General features: G+C 71.6%; 6 protein-coding genes. All 6 read left to right on the top strand.

What is annotated here, in order from left to right:
- The 6 genes from ACLARN_RS15995 (at nt 1) to ACLARN_RS15970 (ending at nt 17,507) form a co-directional block, all read left to right on the top strand.
- On the top strand, nt 1–5,316 hold the full coding sequence (locus ACLARN_RS15995; RefSeq protein WP_409492186.1) for an SDR family NAD(P)-dependent oxidoreductase: 5,316 nt from the start codon (nt 1–3) through the stop codon (nt 5,314–5,316).
- 240 nt (nt 5,317–5,556) lie between these two features.
- Complete coding sequence (locus tag ACLARN_RS15990) at nt 5,557–8,595, top strand: non-ribosomal peptide synthetase (RefSeq protein ID WP_409492185.1); 3,039 nt, start codon at nt 5,557–5,559, stop codon at nt 8,593–8,595.
- Nucleotides 8,592–14,024, top strand: coding sequence for an amino acid adenylation domain-containing protein (locus tag ACLARN_RS15985; RefSeq protein ID WP_409492184.1), 5,433 nt, complete (start codon nt 8,592–8,594; stop codon nt 14,022–14,024). Before ACLARN_RS15990 ends, ACLARN_RS15985 begins: the two co-directional genes overlap by 4 nt.
- A complete protein-coding gene (locus ACLARN_RS15980; RefSeq protein ID WP_409492183.1) occupies nt 14,021–15,292 on the top strand; it encodes an ATP-grasp domain-containing protein in 1,272 nt (423 codons plus the stop codon). Before ACLARN_RS15985 ends, ACLARN_RS15980 begins: the two co-directional genes overlap by 4 nt.
- Entirely contained in the window at nt 15,289–16,566 is a 1,278-nt protein-coding gene (locus ACLARN_RS15975) for an ATP-grasp domain-containing protein (RefSeq protein ID WP_409492182.1), read from the top strand. Before ACLARN_RS15980 ends, ACLARN_RS15975 begins: the two co-directional genes overlap by 4 nt.
- Nucleotides 16,563–17,507, top strand: a complete 945-nt coding sequence (locus ACLARN_RS15970; protein WP_409492181.1) for a TauD/TfdA family dioxygenase — start codon at nt 16,563–16,565, stop codon at nt 17,505–17,507. The genes ACLARN_RS15975 and ACLARN_RS15970 overlap by 4 nt, the downstream gene beginning before the upstream one ends.
- Nucleotides 17,508–17,620: the final 113 nt, after the last annotated feature.

Here is a 17,620-nt window from a genome sequence, read left to right as displayed (position 1 = left end):
GTGACCCACCTCCCCGAAACCGGCACCGGCGATCCCGGAGCCGAACCGATCGCGATCGTCGGACTGGACGTGCGCGTGCCCGGCGCGCGTGACGCGCGGCAGTTCTGGCGCAACCTCGTCGACGGCGTCGAGTCGATCGTGCCGGCCACCCGCGAGGAGATGATCGCCCGCGGCGCCGAACCGGCCACTGTGGACGATCCGAGCTGGGTGAACGCCACCACCGTTGTCGACGGCTTCGACGAGTTCGACGCCGAGCTGTTCGGCATGACCAGTCGCGAGGCCGAGATCACCGACCCGCAACATCGACTGTTCCTCCAGTCGTGCCATGCCGCGCTGACCGACGCCGGTTACGACCCGGCCCGCTACAGCGGCGCGATCGGCGTCTACGGCGGGTCCGGGGGCACCGGCTACCTGAAGGAGAACCTGCTTCGCAACGAGCGGATCATGGCCTCGCAGCACGGTGGTATCGGCATCTCGACCGGCAACCAGCCGAGCTATCTGACGACCTCGGTGTCGTACAAGCTCGACCTGCGCGGCCCGAGCCTCGCGGTGTTCACCGCCTGCTCGACGTCCCTGGTCGCGGTGCACCTGGCCTGCGAGGCGCTGCGCAACGGCGAATGCGACATGGCGCTGGCAGGCGGGGTCAATCTGGAGATGCCGCACGGCATCGGCTATATGGGCGTCGACGGCTTCACCTCACCGGACGGCCACGTTCGCGCGTTCGACGAGGGCGCCAACGGCACGGTCTGGAGCAGCGGCGCCGGGGTCGTGCTGGTCAAGCGGCTGTCGCAGGCGATCGAGGACGGCGACCACATCCGGGGCGTCGTACTGGGCAACGCGATCAACAACGACGGTGCCACCAAGGTCGGCTTCTCCGCGCCCAGCGTGGCCGGGCAGACCGAGGCGGTCGCACAGGCCGTCGGCATGGCCGGTGTCGACCCGCGCACCATCGGCTACGTCGAGGCGCACGGCACCGGCACCGCGCTGGGCGATCCGATGGAGATCACCGCACTGTCCACTGTGTACGGGAATGGGGCCGCGGACACCGGCTGGTGCGCGATCGGCTCGGTGAAGTCCAACATCGGTCACCTGTCTCAGGCGGCAGGCGTGGTGTCACTGATCAAGGCCGTGCTCGTCATGGAGCACGGGCTGATCCCGCCGACCATCAACTACCACGAACCCAACCCGGGTATCGACTTCCCGGCGAGCCCGTTCTACCCGGCGCAAGGGGTGACGAAGTGGGAGGCGAGCCAGGCGCCGCGGCGGGCGGGCGTCAGCTCGTTCGGCGTCGGCGGCACCAACGCGCACGTCGTACTGGAGGAGGCGCCGGTCCCCGAGCGGCCCCGGACGCCGCATCCGGCGCATCTGCTCCGGGTGTCGGCCAACACCGCGGAAGCGCTTTCGGCCGCGGTCGACGGGCTGGCCGAGCGGCTGGCCGGGGACGTCGACCTCGACCTCGCCGACGTGGCCCACACCCTGGCCGCCGGGCGCACCGAGTACCCGCACCGCGCGGTCGTCGTCGCCCGTGACTCCGAGGACGCGGTCGACGGGCTGCGGGACACCCGGCGCCTCGTGTCCGCACAGGCCGGGGAGATGAACGTGGCGTTCCTCTTCTCCGGCCAGGGTTCCCAATACGCCGGGATGGGCGCCGAGCTGTACGAGGCCGAGCCGGTGTTCGCCGCGGCCGTCGACGAGTGCCTGCGGCTGCTCGAACCCGAGCTGCCGGAGCTGCGCGACCTGATCTTCTCACCCGGTGGCGAGCAGGCGCTGCGGGAAACCCGCGTGACCCAGCCCGCGCTGTTCGTCGTCGAGTACGCGCTGGCGATGCTGTGGCAGAGCTGGGGTGTGCGGCCCGCGGCGATGATCGGCCACTCGATCGGCGAGTACGTCGCCGCCACCGTCGCCGGTGTCTTCACCCTGCCGGACGCGCTGAACCTGGTCGCCACACGCGGCCGCCTGATGCAGTCGATGCCCGCCGGCGCGATGCTGGCCGTCCAGCTCGACGAGGAGAGCGTCGCCTCGCGGCTGCCGGGCACCCTCGCGGTCGCCGGGGTGAACGGGCCCGGCACGTGCGTCGTGGCCGGGCCGTCGGACGCGGTCGCGGACTTCGCGGCGACGCTCAAGGCCAGCGGTGTGCAGTGCCGCGAGCTGGTGACCTCGCACGCGTTCCACTCGCCGATGATGGACCCGGTCCTCGCCGAGTTCACCGAGGCCGTCGCCGCCGTCGCCCGCGTCGCGCCCGAGCTGCCGTTCCTGTCGAACGTCACCGGTGACTGGATCACCGACGCCCAGGCCACCGACCCCGCGTACTGGGCCTCCCACCTGCGCCAGGCCGTCCGGTTCGGCGACTGCGTCAAGACTCTGTTCACGCGCGGTGGTCGCTGGGTGCTCGTCGAATGCGGCCCGGGTCATCAGCTGTCCGGGCTGGCCCGCGGCCAGGTCCCGAAGGGCATGCCCGCGCCGCAGCCGAGCCTGCCGGGCCGTACCGAGCGCATCGGCGACGTCGAAACACTGTATGGCGCGGCCGGTCTCTTGTGGACGAACGGGGTTTCCCTCCAGGCGCGGATGTTCGGCGCGCCGGGCAACCGGGTACCGCTGCCCGGCTACCCGTACGCGCGCAAGCGGTACTGGGTCGACCCGGACCCGATCACGGCCACCCAGCCCGCGCGGCGGAGTGGTCCGCTGCCCCTGTCCGAGTGGTTCGCGGTCCCGGCGTGGCGGCAGGCGGAACCGGATCTGAGACGCGAGCCCTTCGCGGACGCGCTCGTCTTCGCCGCCGGCGACGTCCTGTCCGGCCTGCTGCGTGACGCGGGTGTGACGGTCACCGAGGTGCGTCCAGGCGACGGGTTCGCCGCGACGGAGACCGGATTCACCGTCCGGCCCGGGGTGCGCGAGGACTACGACGCGCTCGTGGCCGCGCTGCCCGCCCGGCCCGAGCGGGTCGTGCACGCCTGGACGCTGGCCGGGGAAGAGCGCGGCATGGCCGCACAGGACCACGGGTTCTTCAGTGTGCTTAACCTCGTACAGGCGTGGGGCGAGCCGGTACGGATCGACGTGCTGAGTACTGGCACCGCCGACGTCACCGGCACCGATCTGACCCGCCCCGAGCACGCGACCCTCGCGGGCATCGCGCGGGTGGTGCCGCTGGAGGTCCCGGGCACGGTGGTGCGCCGGATCGATGTCGACCGTCCGCAAGATGCCGTCGCCGAGCTGTTCCGCCCGGCCGACGCGGCGGCCGAGGTCGCGCTGCGTTCCGGCCGTCGCTGGGTGCTGGACCACACCCAGATCGAACTGCCTTCGGCCGCCGAGCCGGTGCTGCGTGACGGCGGCCGGTACCTGATCACGGGCGGGACCGGCGGTATCGGCATCACGCTCGCCGAGGACCTCGCCCGCCGGGTGCGGGCGAAGCTCGTGCTGCTCGCCCGCACCGGGCTGCCGCCGCGGGCGGAGTGGGACGCGCATCTCGCCGCGCACGGCGGTACCGACCGCGCCGGGCGCACGATGCTCGCCGTGCGGCGGATGGAGGCCGCGGGCGCGGTGGTGCACGTCGTTGCCGCCGACGTCACCGACGCGGCGCGCCTGCGTGAGGTGCGTGAGCTGGCCGAGCGCGAGTTCGGTGGCCTCGACGGGATCGTGCACGCCGCAGGACTGCCCGGCGGCGGCGTTGCCGAAGTGAAGGAGCGGGCCGCGGCCGAGGCCGTGCTGGCCCCGAAGATCGCCGGGACGCTGGCTTTGGCCGAGGCGTTCGCCGACCTGCCGATGGACTTCGTCGCACTGTGCTCGTCGATCACCGCGGTGGTCGGCGGCATCGGGCAGGTCGATTACTGCGCAGCCAACAACTTCCTCGACGCCTACGCGCGGGGCGGCCACGGCTGGCGGGCGCGGCTGGTCTCGCATGCCTGGGGTGGCTGGGACGAGGTCGGCATGGCCGCGGAGGTGGCCGCGCCGACCACGATCCGCACCGCCCGGTCGCGGGCGCTCGGCCTGGTCGAGCACCCCGTGCTCACCACACGCACCGAGGACGGCGTGCACGGGCTCGTCTCGGCGGCCACGCACTGGCTGCTCGACGAGCACCGGATCGCCGGGGTGCCGGTGGTGCCGGGCACGGGACATCTGGAGACCGTCCGCGCGGCGGTGGCCGCGGCGCTGCCGAAGCCCGGTGACGGGCACATCGTCGAGCTGCGGGACGTCGCGTTCCTGGAGCCGTTCGGCGTCCCGGACGGCGCCACCGCGGAGTACCGCGTGGAGTTCGACGGCGACGACTTCACCGTGACCAGCCACGTCGCCGGCGCGAACCGGACCCACGTGCGCGGATCCGCCGGGTGGATCGCGGCCGAAGCGACGTCCACTGTGGACATCGAGGCGGTGACCGGGCGGACCGAGCCGATCGACGACGGGCACGGTTTCGGCACCGGCCGCACCAGCATGGTCACCTTCGGCCCGCGCTGGGCGGCGCTGCGCGAACACCGCATCGGCGTACAGGAGGAGTTGGCCACGATCACGGCTCCCGAGGCGGTGGCGGGTGACGTCGGCGCGTGGGGGCTGCACCCGGCACTGCTGGACGTCGCGACCGCGTTCGGCCGCGGCCGGGGGAGCGGCACCTACCTGCCGATGAGCTACGGCCGGATCGTCGTGCACGACGCGCTCCCGGCGAGTTTCCGCAGCCACCTGCGCTACCGCGACTCCGGCGGCGACCAGGTGGTGGCGGCCGACCTCTCGCTGTGCGACGAGAGCGGCCGCGTGCTCGTCACGATCGAGGACTTCGTGCTGCGCCAGGTCGATCAGGACGCCGTCGGCGGCGGCCTGACTGCGGCGCCCACTGTGTCCACTGTGGACAAAGCGTCGACCGGGATCCGGCCGGTGGACGGCGCCGAGGCGTTCGTCCGGGCGCTGACCCCGGGCCTCGGCGGGCAGGTGGTGATCAGCACCCTGCCGGTGCGGGAGCTGATCGAGCGCCGGGTCGGCGTCGAGGAATTGGACGAACCCGCCGAGGCGCCGGTGGCGGTGTCGAAGGACGACTACGTCGCCCCGCGCACCGACCTGGAGGCCGAGATCGCCCGCCAGTGGACCGAGCTGCTCGGCGTGGAGAAGATCGGTGTGCACGACGACTTCTTCGCCCTCGGCGGCAACTCGCTGGTCGCCATCCAGCTCATCGCCCAGGTGCGCAAGGCCACCGGCACGCGGCTGGCGATGAAGACGCTGTTCGAAGCGTCCACAGTGGCCACTCTGGTCGAGCGGATCGAGGAGCTGCGCGCCGACAAGGCCGAGGCGCCGGCCGAACCCGCCCGGACCACCATCCCGAAGCTGGAGCGCTGAGCCTGTGGGCGGAGCTGGCCGGGTGAGTGGTTCGGCATGTCGCGAAAGCCACTTTCGCGACACCTGACGTCCGGAAAGTGGCTTTCGCGACATGCTCGCCACTCACCGACCCTCGGGACCAGCGCCTCACCCACGCCACCCGCCACGACAACACCATCTGCCACTCCGCACACCAGCCAGGCCGGCAGCCGAGACCCCGTCGGGTCTTAATCCGCCACCAGACACTGAGAACAGGAAATCATGAGCGACACGAAGGAATGGACGTTCCCGGCCTCGTTCGGGCAGGAGCGGATCTGGCTGTCCGGCCAGCTCGACCCGGCGTCCCCGGTGTACAACCTGCACTGCCGGGCCCGGCTGGACCGACCGCTGACCGCCGCGCAGTGGCGCACCGCGCTCGGCGTCGTCGTCGGGCGGCACGAGGCGCTGCGCACGTCGTTCCGTATGGACGGCGGCGCACTCACGCAGGTGGTGCACGCAGAGGTGCCGATCGAGCCCGAGGTGCACGACCTGCGGGACCTGCCCGCCGACGCTCGCGGTGACCGGCTCACCGAACTCGTCGGCGCCGTCGTGCGCGGGGCCATCCCGCTCGACTCGCCGCCGCCGTGGCGGGCCCAGCTGTGCCGGATGGCCGACGACGAGTGGGTGCTCACGTTCGTCGTGCACCACACCGTGTTCGACGCCGGCTCGGTGCTGGTACTGGAGGCCGAGCTGAGCGAGGCGTGCGACGCCGTGTTCGAGGGCCGCGAGCCGAAGCTGCCCGAGCTGGCCATCCAGTACCCGGACTACTCGGCCTGGCAGCGCGGGCAGCTCGAAACGTCGGGCGAACAGCTGGACTACTGGCGGAAGCAGCTCGCCGGGCTGCCGCCGGTGCACGGCCTGCCCACCGACCGGCCGCGACCGGCGGAGCTGACGTTCGCCGGTGACCAGGTGGACTTCGCCCTCCCGGACGGACTGATCGACCGGGTCGGCGAGCTGGCCCGGGAGCTCTCGGCGTCGCCGTTCATGGTGCTGCTGGCAGGCTACGCGGCACTCCTGTCGCGACTGTCCAGAGTGGACGACGTCGTCGTCGGCGTCCCGGTCGCCGGCCGCGACCTGCCCGAGCTGGCCGACCTGATCGGCATGTTCGTCAACCAGATGGCCGTGCGCGTCGACTGCTCGGGCGCACCCACGTTCACCGAGCTGGTCGGCCGGGTCCGGACCACGCTGCTGGAGGCGATCGACCACAGTCAGGTGCCGTTCCAGGCGGTCGCCGAGGCGGCCGGGGCCGAGCGCGACCCCGGCGTGCAGACGCTGTACCAGCTCGGGTTCAACTTCCTGCCCGACTCGGGGCTGGAGCCGGTCCGCTCGGCCACCGCGAAGGACGACATCGCGATCGACCTGACCGCCGCGGACGGCAGGCTCGTCTACCGCACCGACCTGTTCGACCGCGAGACCGCCGAAGCCGTGGCCGAGCGGTACCTGCGGCTGCTGACTTCGGCGTTGGCCGATCCGGCCCGGTCGGTCGCGGACCTGCCGCTGTTGTCGGACGCCGAGCGTGAACTGGTCCTGACCGACTGGAACTCGGCGGAACTGTCCACTTCGGACGCCATGACCGTGCCCGCCCGGTTCGAGGACCAGGTGCGGCGGACCCCGGACGCACCCGCCGTCGACTTCGGCGGGGTTCGCCTGACCTACGCCGAGCTGAACGCGCGAGCCAACCGCGTCGCACACCGGCTGCGCGAGCTGGGTGCCGGTCCCGGCACCGTCGTCGGCGTGTGTGTGCCGAACTCGGCGGACCTGCTGACCGGCGTGCTCGGGGTGCTGAAGAGCGGCGCGGCCTACGTCCCGCTCGACCCGGCCAACCCGGCCCCGCGGCAGGCGCTGATCCTCGCGGACGCGGGTGTCCCGTTCGTACTGGTCACCGGAGAGTCCACAGTGGACACCAAGACGCTGGCCCTCGACGACACGGGCGAGTGGTCCACCGCGGCCACCGAAGACCCGGAACCGGCGGCAGGGCCGGGCGACGTCGCCTATGTGATCTACACGTCGGGCTCGACAGGGCGGCCCAAGGGCGTCGAGGTCGAGCACCGGGCCGTCGACACGTACCTGTCGTGGGCGCGTGAGGCGTACCCCGGCCTGGCCGGACGGGCGTTGCTGCACACGTCGCCGTCGTTCGACCTCACCGTGACGACGCTGCTCGGCACCCTCACCGCCGGGGGAGCGGTGGTCGACGGCGGCCGCCCGACGTTCGTCAAGGCGACCCCGACGCATCTCGCCGTCCTTGCCGAGGAGCTGTTCCCGACGGGTGAGCTGGTGCTCGGTGGTGAAGCGCTGACCGCCGAGACCGTTCAGCCGTGGCGGGAGCGGCACCCCGGCACGGTCGTCGTCAACGAGTACGGCCCGACCGAGGCCACGGTCGGCTGCGTCGTGCACCGGATCGAACCCGGGGACGAGCTGCCGTCCGGACCGGTCCGGATCGGCCGCCCGGTGCCCGGCACCCGCGTGTACGTCCTCGACGAGCGGCGGCAGCCGGTGCCGCCGGGTGTCCCAGGCGAGCTGTACGTCGCCGGGTCGCAGCTTGCCCGCGGCTACCTCGGGCTGCCGGATCTGACCGCCGAAAAGTTCACCGAAGGTCCGTACGGCCGGATGTACGCGACCGGCGATCTCGCCCGCTGGCGCCGCGACGGAACGCTCGACTACCTCGGCCGCACTGACGAGCAGGTGAAGCTGCGCGGCTACCGCATCGAGCCCGGCGAGGTCGAAGCGGCGCTGCGCGAGCTGCCGGAGGTGCGGGACGCGGCCGTGGCGGTCCGCGGCGGCACGCTCGTCGGCTACGTCGTCGGCAGCACCGTGGGGGCGGCCGAGGCCCTGCGGAAGACGTTGCCGGACTACCTGGTGCCGACCCGGTTCGTGACGCTCGACGCGCTGCCGATGGCGGCCAGTGGCAAACTCGACCGGGCCGCGCTGCCGGATCCCGAACCTGGCGAAGCGCCGGCATACGTCGCACCCCGGACCGCGGCCGAAGAACTCGTCGCCGAGGTGCTCGGCGAGCTGCTCGGCGTCGGCGAACTTGGCGTGCACGACGACTTCTTCGCCCGTGGCGGCAACTCGCTGCTGGCGATCCGCGCGATGGCCCGGATCCGGAAACAGGTCGAAGTCGACATCCCGGTGCGGGGGCTGTTCTCTCTCACCACCGTCGCCGGGCTCGCCGCCGAGATCGAGCGGCGGCTCGCCGAGGACCTCGACCAGCTCAGCGACGAAGAGGTCCAGCGCCAGCTGGCCGAAGGCGAGCTCTCATGACCACGATCGACGAAACCAGCAGCGCGGCCGCGCGCCGCGCCCTGCTCGAACAGCGGCTGCGACGGCGCACGGAGCAGGCCGCGACCATCACGCCGCGCCCCGGCGACGCCGTCGTCCCGCTGTCGTATCAGCAGGAACGCGTCTGGTTCATGGAGCAGTTCGCGCCGGGCACCGGGTCCTACCACATCCCGGTGCCGATCCGGCTGACCGGCAGGCTCGACGTCGCCGCGCTTCAGTCCGCTTTGGACACCCTGCCGGTGCGGCACGAGGCACTGCGGATGCGGTTCCCGGCAGGCGAAGACGGACAGCCGACCGTCCACATCGAACCATCGGTCACCGTCGGTTTGTCCATAGTGGACGCAGGAAGTGAGGAGGCAGCGCGTGCCGCCGTCGACGCCGCCGCGGCCGAGACGTTCGACCTGGCCACGGGCCCGCTGCTGCGCGCGACCCTGGCCAGGGTGTCCGACGAGGAACACCTGCTTGTCCTGTGCACGCACCACATCGTGGGCGACGGCTGGTCGGTCGACCTGCTGCTGCGTGACCTCGCCGCGCGGTACCACGCCCTGAGCACCGGCGGCACGGCCGAGCTGCCCGCGCTGAGCATCGGGTACGGCGACTTCGCGCACTGGCAGCGCCGCACGCTCACCGGTGGCGAACTCGATCGGCAGCTGGAGCACTGGCGGGCGCAGCTCACCGGGGTCGAGCCCCTGGAGTTGCCCACCGACCGGCCTCGGCCCGCCAAGCAGAGCTTCGACGGCGCGATCCACGAGTTCTTCGTCGAGCGCGACCTCGCCCATGCCCTCGGCGAGCTGAGCCGCGGGCACGGCGTCACGCTCTTCATGACCCTGCTGGCCGCCTACCAGGTGCTGCTGGCGCGGTACTCGGGCCAGGAGGACTTCGCGATCGGCTCGTCGTCGGCCGGGCGCGGCCTGCCCGAGCTGGAGGGCGTGGTCGGCATGTTCATCAACATGCTGCCCCTGCGTGCTCAGCTGGCGGACGACCCGACGTTCGCCGAGCTGCTCGACCGCACCCGGCGGCACGTGCTGGACGCGTTCGACCACGCCGACGTCCCGTTCGAGCGGCTGGTGAACGCGCTCGGCGTGCCCCGCGACGTCAGCCGCTCGCCGGTGTTCCAGGCGATGTTCGTGCTGCAGAACTACGAGATGGGCCGGATGGGCGCGGCCGGGGAGTCCGATGTGGACTTCCGCTGGCTGCCGATGGATCTGCCCGCGACCCGGTTCGACTTCGAGTTCCACGCGATCGAGGTCGAACGCGGGCTGATCGGCAAGTTCGTGTACAACACCGCGCTGTTCACGGCGGACACGGTCGCCGGGATGGCCGGGCGGCTGGTCACGCTGTTGCGCTCGATCGTCGCCGACCCAGGCCGGCGACTGTCCGAATTGGACATTCTCGACGCAGGGCAGCGCGAACTCGTCCTGGAGCGCTGGAACGCCACGACGGCCGAGTTCCCGCAGACCACGCTGCACGCGCTCGTCGAGGAGCAGGCCGCCCGGACACCGGACGCGCCCGCGGTGACCTTCCGCGGCGCATCGCTGACCTATCGCGAGCTGGATGAGCGGGCCAACCGGCTCGCGCACCGGCTTCGTGGCCTCGGCGTCGGACCGGGCGTGCTCACCGGGGTGTTCGCGCAGCGGTCGTTCGAGCTGGTCGTCGCACTTCTCGGCGTGCTGAAAGCCGGTGGCGCGTATGTCCCGCTCGACCCGGAGTACCCGGCCGACCGGCTGGCGTTCATGCTGCGGGACGCGGCCGCGCCCGTCGTGCTGACGCAGGCGGCGTTGCGCGAAACGCTGCCGCCGGGTGAAGCGACCGTCGTCGTCCTGGACGACCTTGCCGAGACCGCCGGGCAGCCGGGCACCCCGCCCAAGCCGCTCGCCGGACCGGACGACCCGGCGTACGTCATCTACACCTCGGGCTCGACCGGCCTGCCGAAGGGCGTGCCCAACGGTCACCGCGGCATCGTCAACCGGCTCGACTGGATGCAGCGCGCGTACCGCCTCGACGGCACCGATTCGGTGCTGCAGAAGACACCGGCCGGTTTCGACGTTTCGGTCTGGGAGTTCTTCTGGCCGCTGAGCACCGGCGCGCGGCTCGTGCTCGCCGAACCCGGCGGCCACAAGGACGCCGCGTACCTGCGTGAGCTGCTCGCGTCCGAAGGCATCACCACCGCGCACTTCGTGCCGTCGATGCTCACGCTTTTCCTTGCCGAGCAAGGTGTCGAGACCTGCACGGCGCTGCGGCGGGTCGTGTGCAGTGGTGAGGAGCTGCCGCTCGACGCGGCCCGCGAGTTTGTCCGGCGGCTGCCGGACTGCGAGCTGCACAACCTCTACGGCCCGACCGAAGCCGCCATCGACGTCACCGCCTGGCACTGCACGCCCGCAGCGCTCGCCGAGGTCGCGTCGGTGCCGATCGGGGCGCCGATCCAGAACATCCGGATCTACGTCCTCGACCGTGCCGGGCGGCCATGCCCGGTCGGCGTGCCCGGCGAACTGCACATCGCCGGTGTCGGCCTCGCCCTGGGTTACCACAACCGTACGGAGCTGACGGCCGAGCGGTTCGTGCCCGACCCGTTCCACAGTGGACGGATGTACCGAACCGGCGACCTCGCGCACTGGCGCCCGGACGGGACGATCGCGTTCCTCGGCCGGATCGACGACCAGGTCAAGCTGCGCGGCCTGCGCATCGAGCTGGGGGAGATCGAGACGACCTTGCGCGCCCAGCCGGGTGTGCGCGACGCCGCCGTGATCGTCCGCGAGGACACGCCGGGGGACAAACGGCTGGTCGGGTACGTCGTCGGCGACGCCGACCCCGGCGCGCTGCGGACGGCGCTCAAGCAGAGCCTCCCGGACTACATGGTGCCACCGTCGTTCGTCCCGCTCGACGAGCTGCCGCTCACCCCGAACGGCAAGCTCGACCGCAAGGCACTGCCCGCTCCGGTCGCGTCCCGGGACGCGACCAAGGAGCTGGTCGCGCCGTCGACCCCGGTCGAGATCCTGCTGGCCGAGATCTGGCGGGACGTGCTCAAAGTGGACGAACTCGGCGTCGGCGACGACTTCTTCGACCTCGGCGGCCACTCGATGCTGGCCACCCAGGTGGTGGCGCGGATCGGCAAGGCGGGCGCTGGCCAGGTCGGCGTGATGGACCTGTTCCAGCATCGCACGATCCGCGAGCTAGCGTCCTTTATGGACGGTGACACCGCCGACCGGCCGCGCCATCTGCTGTACGAGCTGACCAAGCCAACGACACAGCGGACGCTGACGTATGTCTGCTTCCCCTACGGCGGCGGCAGCGCGATCGTCTACCAGCCGCTGGCCGACGCGCTCCCGGAGGGCTACTCGCTCTACTCGGTCGCCATCCCCGGCCACGACGTCGGACTGACCGAAGAGGCCCTGCCCTTCGACGACCTCGTCGAGCGGCTGGCCGACGAGATCCTCGACCGCGTCGACGGCCCGCTGGCCATCTACGGCCACTGCGGTGTCGGCAACGCACTCGCCGTCGGCGTCGCCCGGCTGCTGGAAGAGCGCGGCCGAGAGCTGGAGGTCGTCTACATCGGCGCGATCTTCCCCTTCGCCCGTATGAAGGGCCCGGTGGGCACGCTGCGCACCCGGCTAGAGAAGCTGCGCAGCAACCGGTACTACTCGAACTGGCTCAAGGGCATGGGCGTCGACACCGACGACCTCGACCCGGCGCAGGCCGATCGGATCATCACGAACATGCGTGCCGACAGCCGCGCCGCCGAGGAGTACTTCAGCGGCCTGCTCGACGCCCGCGTGGCCAAGCTGCGCGCGCCGATCGTGTCGGTGGTCGGCTCCGAGGACCCGGTCACCGACTACTACACCGAGCGGTACCGGGAATGGGAGTTCCTCACCGACACCACCGCACTCGTGGTGCTCGACCGGGCCGGGCACTTCTTCCTGCGCTACCGGGCCGACGAACTCGCGGAGATCGTCACGCGCGTGCACCCGGCGCTGGACGATCCCGGCGAGCTCCACGTCCGGGCCCGCGGAGAAGACGCGGCCTGGGCGATACACGAGACACATCGGTCCACTGTGGACGAAAAACCCACGGTGCGGCCGAGCATGGCCCGGTTCCTCACGATCACGGTCGGGCAACTGGTGTCCTCGACCGGCTCGGCGCTGACATCGTTCGCGGTGCCGATCTGGCTCTACACCCGCACGGGCTCGGTCGCCGACCTCGGCCTGCTGTGGGCGCTCGCGCTGCTGTTCGGCGTGCTCGTCCTGCCGGTGGCGGGCGCACTGGTCGACCGCGGCGACCGGCGGCGGATCATGATCGCGGCCAGCGGCGTCGCCGGCGGGATCCAGCTGGTACTGGCGTTGCTGCTGATCACCGGGCACGTCCAGCTGTGGCTGTTCTACGTGCTGATCCCGCTCGGGTCGGTGGCCGCATCGTTTCAGCGCATCGCCTACCAGTCGTCGGTGGCGCAGCTGGTGCCGAAGCAGTACCTCGGTCACGCGATGGGCCTCGCCCAGCTGTCCACCGGTTTCGCCCAGCTGCTGATGCCGGTGCTCGCGGCCGGGCTGCTGGCGACGATCCAGCTGTCCGGCATCCTCATCCTGGACATGGTGAGCTACGCGTTCGCGATCGTGGGCCTGCTGTTGGTGCGGTTCCCGGACATGATGGGCTGGCGCCCGCGCGAGCCGCTGCTGACGGCGATCGCGGGCGGGCTGCGGTACTCGTGGAACCACCGCGGCTTCCGCACGATGCTGCTGTACTTCGCGCTGGCGAACGTCTTCCTCGCACCCGCGCTGGTGCTGGTCTCGCCGCTCGTGCTGTCGTTCGGCTCGGTCACCGACGTCGCGCAGGTGGCGCTGGCCGAGGCCGTCGGCGCGGTGGCGGGCGGGATCGGGATGGCCCTGTGGGGCGGCCCGCGGCACCGGCGGATGGTCGGCGTGCTCGTGGGCAACATCGGGATCGCGCTCGGCAGCCTGGTGATGGGCCTGCGGCCGTCGCTGATCGTCGTCGCGGCCGGGGTGTTCCTCCTCGCCGCCGCGATGTCCGTGTCGCAGGGCATCTACGCGACGCTGGTGCAGGTCAAGGTGCCGCAGCGGTTCCACGGCCGGGTGTTCGCGATCAACCAGACGATCACGTGGTCGACGCTGCCGATCGGGTTCGCCGTGCTGGCGCCGCTGGCCGTCGGCTGGTTCTCGCCGCTGCTGGCGCCGGGCGGCGCACTGGCCGGGTCGGCGGGCGCCGTGCTCGGCACCGGCGAGACCCGGGGCATCGGGCTCGCCTATGTCGTCTTCGCGCTGATCCTGCTGCTGATCAACGTCGGCGGGTTCTCGCTGAGGCTGCTGCGCCGGTTCGACACCGAGGTGCCTGATTCCTTGCCCGATGACCTGGTAGGAGCACAGGAACGGGAGCGCAAGCTCGCCGGGAAGGAGGCCGCGTGAGCACGGCAGTGCTGATCAGGGAGGCCCGTGGGCACTGGGTCGGCGAGGTCGCGCCGTCGATGCGGGCGGCCGGGCACCGCGTGGTGCTGCTCGCCCCGCCGATGGACGCGGCCGAGCGGGCCGCGTTGGCGGGCGTGGTGGACGACGTCGTCGCGCTCGACGACGTCCACGACCCGGAAGCCGTCTCGGCGAAGGTCCGGGAGATCGACGGCGGCGCGTTGGCCGGCATCTTCACCGGCTCGGACGGCGCCATCGCGAGCACCGCCCGCGCCGCGGAGCTGCTCGGGGTGGCGCGCTGCCCGGCGTCGGTGTTCGCCTTGTGCGCGAACAAGTTCGCGGTCCGGGAGGCCCTCGCCGCGGCCCGGCTGCCAGGGCCCGCTTACGCGCTGATCTCGTCGGCTGACGAGGCGGCGGCGGTGGCTTCGGCGGTCGGGCTCCCGGCGATCGTCAAACCGGTCAACGGCGCGGGCAGCAACCTCGTCCGCACAGTGTCCACTGTGGACGAACTGTCGGCCGCGTACGAGCTGCTGGCCGCGCGACTGCCCGAGTCCGCGGATCCGCGCTACCACCGTCCACTGGGGACACTGGACCCGTCGGCGACGTTCCTCGTCGAAGGGTTCCTGCGCGGCCCGGAGTACGCGGTGGACGTGCTGGTCCGCGACGGCGTGGCCGAGCCGGTCGAGATCCTCGACAAGCCGTTGATCGACGAGCGGAAGTTCGAGCTGGCGCTGTCGTGCCCGCCCGCCGGGCTCACCGCCGACCGGGCCGAGCTGGTCACCGCGGCGGCGGTCGCCGCGGTCCGCGCGCTGGGTCTCGACAACACCTGCGCCCACGTCGAGCTGATCGACGACGTCGACCGCGGTCCGACGATCGTCGAGGTCAACGCGGGCAGGCCCGCCGGGTCGATCATGCCGCTGCTGGCGAAGCTGCGCACCGGCATCGACGTGTTCGCCGAGCTGGCGGCGCTCGCGGTGGGCGCTCCGCCGCCGGTGCGGGAACCCGCGAAACTGCCGATCCCGCTGGGCATGTTGATCCTTTACGCGGCCGGTTCGGGCCGGTTGACCGGCATCGGCGGGCTCGACGAGATCGCCGAGCTGCCCGAGGTGATCGACGTCGTCACCACCGTCTCGCCGGGACAGGTGCTCACCGACGAACAGGAGATTTACGCGGTCAACCTCGTCGTGGCCGGGTTCGCCGATCACGACGACCTCGCCGCCCTGCACGCGGAGGCGAGCAAGCTCGTCCGGCTGGAACTGGAGGACGTGTGAACACCGCGTTCGTGGTCCGGGAGACCGCAGGGCAGTGGATCGCCGACGTCGTGGCCGCCGTGCACGCGACCGGTCTGCGGGCCGAGCTGGTCACCCAGCCCCTGGAACCGGCCGAGCAGGCACAGCTGACGGAACTGGTGGACGGCTTCGTCGTCGTCGACGACGTCCGTGACGCCGAAGCCGTTGCCGAGGCGATCCGGGCGCGGACCGCCCGTCCGGCCGGGGTGGTGACCGCCGCCGAGGGGATCATCGCGAGCGTCGCCCGCGCGGCCGAACTGCTCGGCGTCGCACGCTGCCCGTCGTCGGTGTTCACCGTGACGCACAACAAGTTCGCCGTCCGGCAGGTGCTGGCCGCGGCCGGGTTGCCTGGGCCGCGCTGCGCGCTGATCTCGTCGGCTGCCGAGGCGGCATCGGTGGCTTCGGCGGTCGGGCTCCCGGCGATCATCAAGCCGGTGAACGGCGCGGCGAGCAATCTCGTGCGCACAGTGTCCACTGTGGACGAACTGGCGGCGGCGTACCGGCTGCTGGCCGAGCGGTTGCCGCTGTCGGAGGACGCCCGGTACCACCGGCTCGTCGGTGGCGGGCCGTCGCCGATCGACCCGGTGAAGGTGTTCCTCGTGGAAGGCCTGCTGCGCGGCCCGGAGTACGCGGTCGACGTCCTGGTGCGCGACGGCGTCGCGGAGCCGGTGGCCGTGGTCGAAAAGCCGCTGATCGACGAGCGCAAGTTTGAGCTGGGCATGGTCTGCCCGCCGCTCGAACTGTCCGAAGAGGACACCGAACGGCTGTTCGCGGCTGCCACGGCCGCCGCGCTCGCCCTGGGCCTGGACAACACCTGCGCTCATCTGGAGCTGATCGATGACGCCGAGCTGGGCCCGACGATCGTCGAGGTGAACGCGGGCCGCCCGGCCGGCGGCGCCCAGCCGGTACTGCTGAAGCTCGCGACCGGCATCGACGTCATCGCCGAGGCCGTGTCGCTGGCATTGGGCACGCCACCGCCCGCGCGGGGTGTGGGCCTGCCGGTGCCGGTGGGCTACCTGATCTTCTACGCCGAGGGCACCGGGCGGCTGGTCCGCGTCGAGGGCACCGACGAGGTCGCCGACCTGCCCGAGGTCCTGGAGGTCGTCACGATCGTGCGCCCCGGCCAGCTGCTCACCGACGACCAGGAGATCTACGCGGTGAACGTGCTCGCCGCGGGGTTCGCCGACACCGAAGACCTCGCCGCGCTGCACGCCGAGGCCGCCAAACTGATCCGATTCGAACTGGAGGACTCATGACCGCCGAACTCGCGGCGAACCTCGACAGCGCCCACCACGTCGAGGGCAACGAACACACGAAGCTCACCGTGTACGCGGCCACGGGCCTGGACTGGGTGCGCGCGCACCGCGAAGCACTGCAGGACCGGCTGCGCGAGCACGGCGCGATCCTGCTGCGCGGGATGCCCGCCGACCTGGCGGTGTTCAATCAGGTCACCGAGGAGATCGGCGGCGCACTGCTGACGTACACGGAACGGTCGACGCCGCGGTCGGCGGTCTCGGGCAACATCTACACCTCGACGGAGTACCCGCCTGCCGAGTCGATCCCGATGCACAACGAGAACTCGTACTCGGCGCACTGGCCTGCCCGCCTGTTCTTCCTGTGCGACACGGCGGCCGAAACCGGCGGCGCGACGCCGATCGCCGACAGCCGCGCGATGTACCGCCTGCTGCCGACGGGCCTGCGCGAGCGGTTCGCGGGCGGCGTCACCTACACACGAGCGTTCCGTGAAGGCCTCGGGCTGACCTGGCAGGAGGCGTTCCAGACCGACGACCGCCAGGTGGTGGCGGACTACTGCACCAGCAACGGACAGACGTACGAGTGGACCGACGAGGGCCTGCGCACGCGGCACGTGCGTCCGTCCTTTGTCACGGAACCGAACACCGGCGCGACAGTGTGGTTCAACCAGGCCAACCTGTTCCACGTCTCCAGCCTGGGGGAGGAGGTCAGCGAGGCGCTGCTGGAGCTGTACCCCGAGGAGGACCTGCCCCGCAACGCGTTCTTCGCCGACGGCTCGCCGATCCCGCAGGCGGACCTGGCCACGATCAAGGCGACGTACGACGAGGTCAGCTACGCGTTCCCGTGGCAGCCCGGCGACATCATGGTGATCAACAACATGCTGATGGCCCACGGACGCGAGCCGTTCACGGGCAAGCGGCGGACCCTGGTCGCGATGACTTGACCTGGCTCAGGCTTCGAAGGCACCGGGTCGCCGGAACCCGGTGCGCACGAACATTCCTGGCGCCGAATGGACCGGGCAGTACCGTGTTCTCCTTTGTGCCTGGATCAAGCCAC

Origin of the sequence: Amycolatopsis sp. cmx-11-12 (assembly GCF_046269425.1) — a bacterium.
GTDB lineage: Bacteria > Actinomycetota > Actinomycetes > Mycobacteriales > Pseudonocardiaceae > Amycolatopsis.
The sequence above is the reverse complement of the archived record's forward strand: the minus strand, read 5'-3'. Positions and strand labels throughout refer to the sequence as shown.

What these genes read in the sequence shown, in the direction of transcription:
- ACLARN_RS15990 (WP_409492185.1), top strand. Translation starts at nt 5,557, where the DNA reads ATGAGCGACACGAAGGAATGGACGTTCCCGGCCTCGTTCGGGCAGGAG.
- ACLARN_RS15970 (WP_409492181.1), top strand. Translation starts at nt 16,563, where the DNA reads ATGACCGCCGAACTCGCGGCGAACCTCGACAGCGCCCACCACGTCGAG.
- ACLARN_RS15985 (WP_409492184.1), top strand. Translation starts at nt 8,592, where the DNA reads ATGACCACGATCGACGAAACCAGCAGCGCGGCCGCGCGCCGCGCCCTG.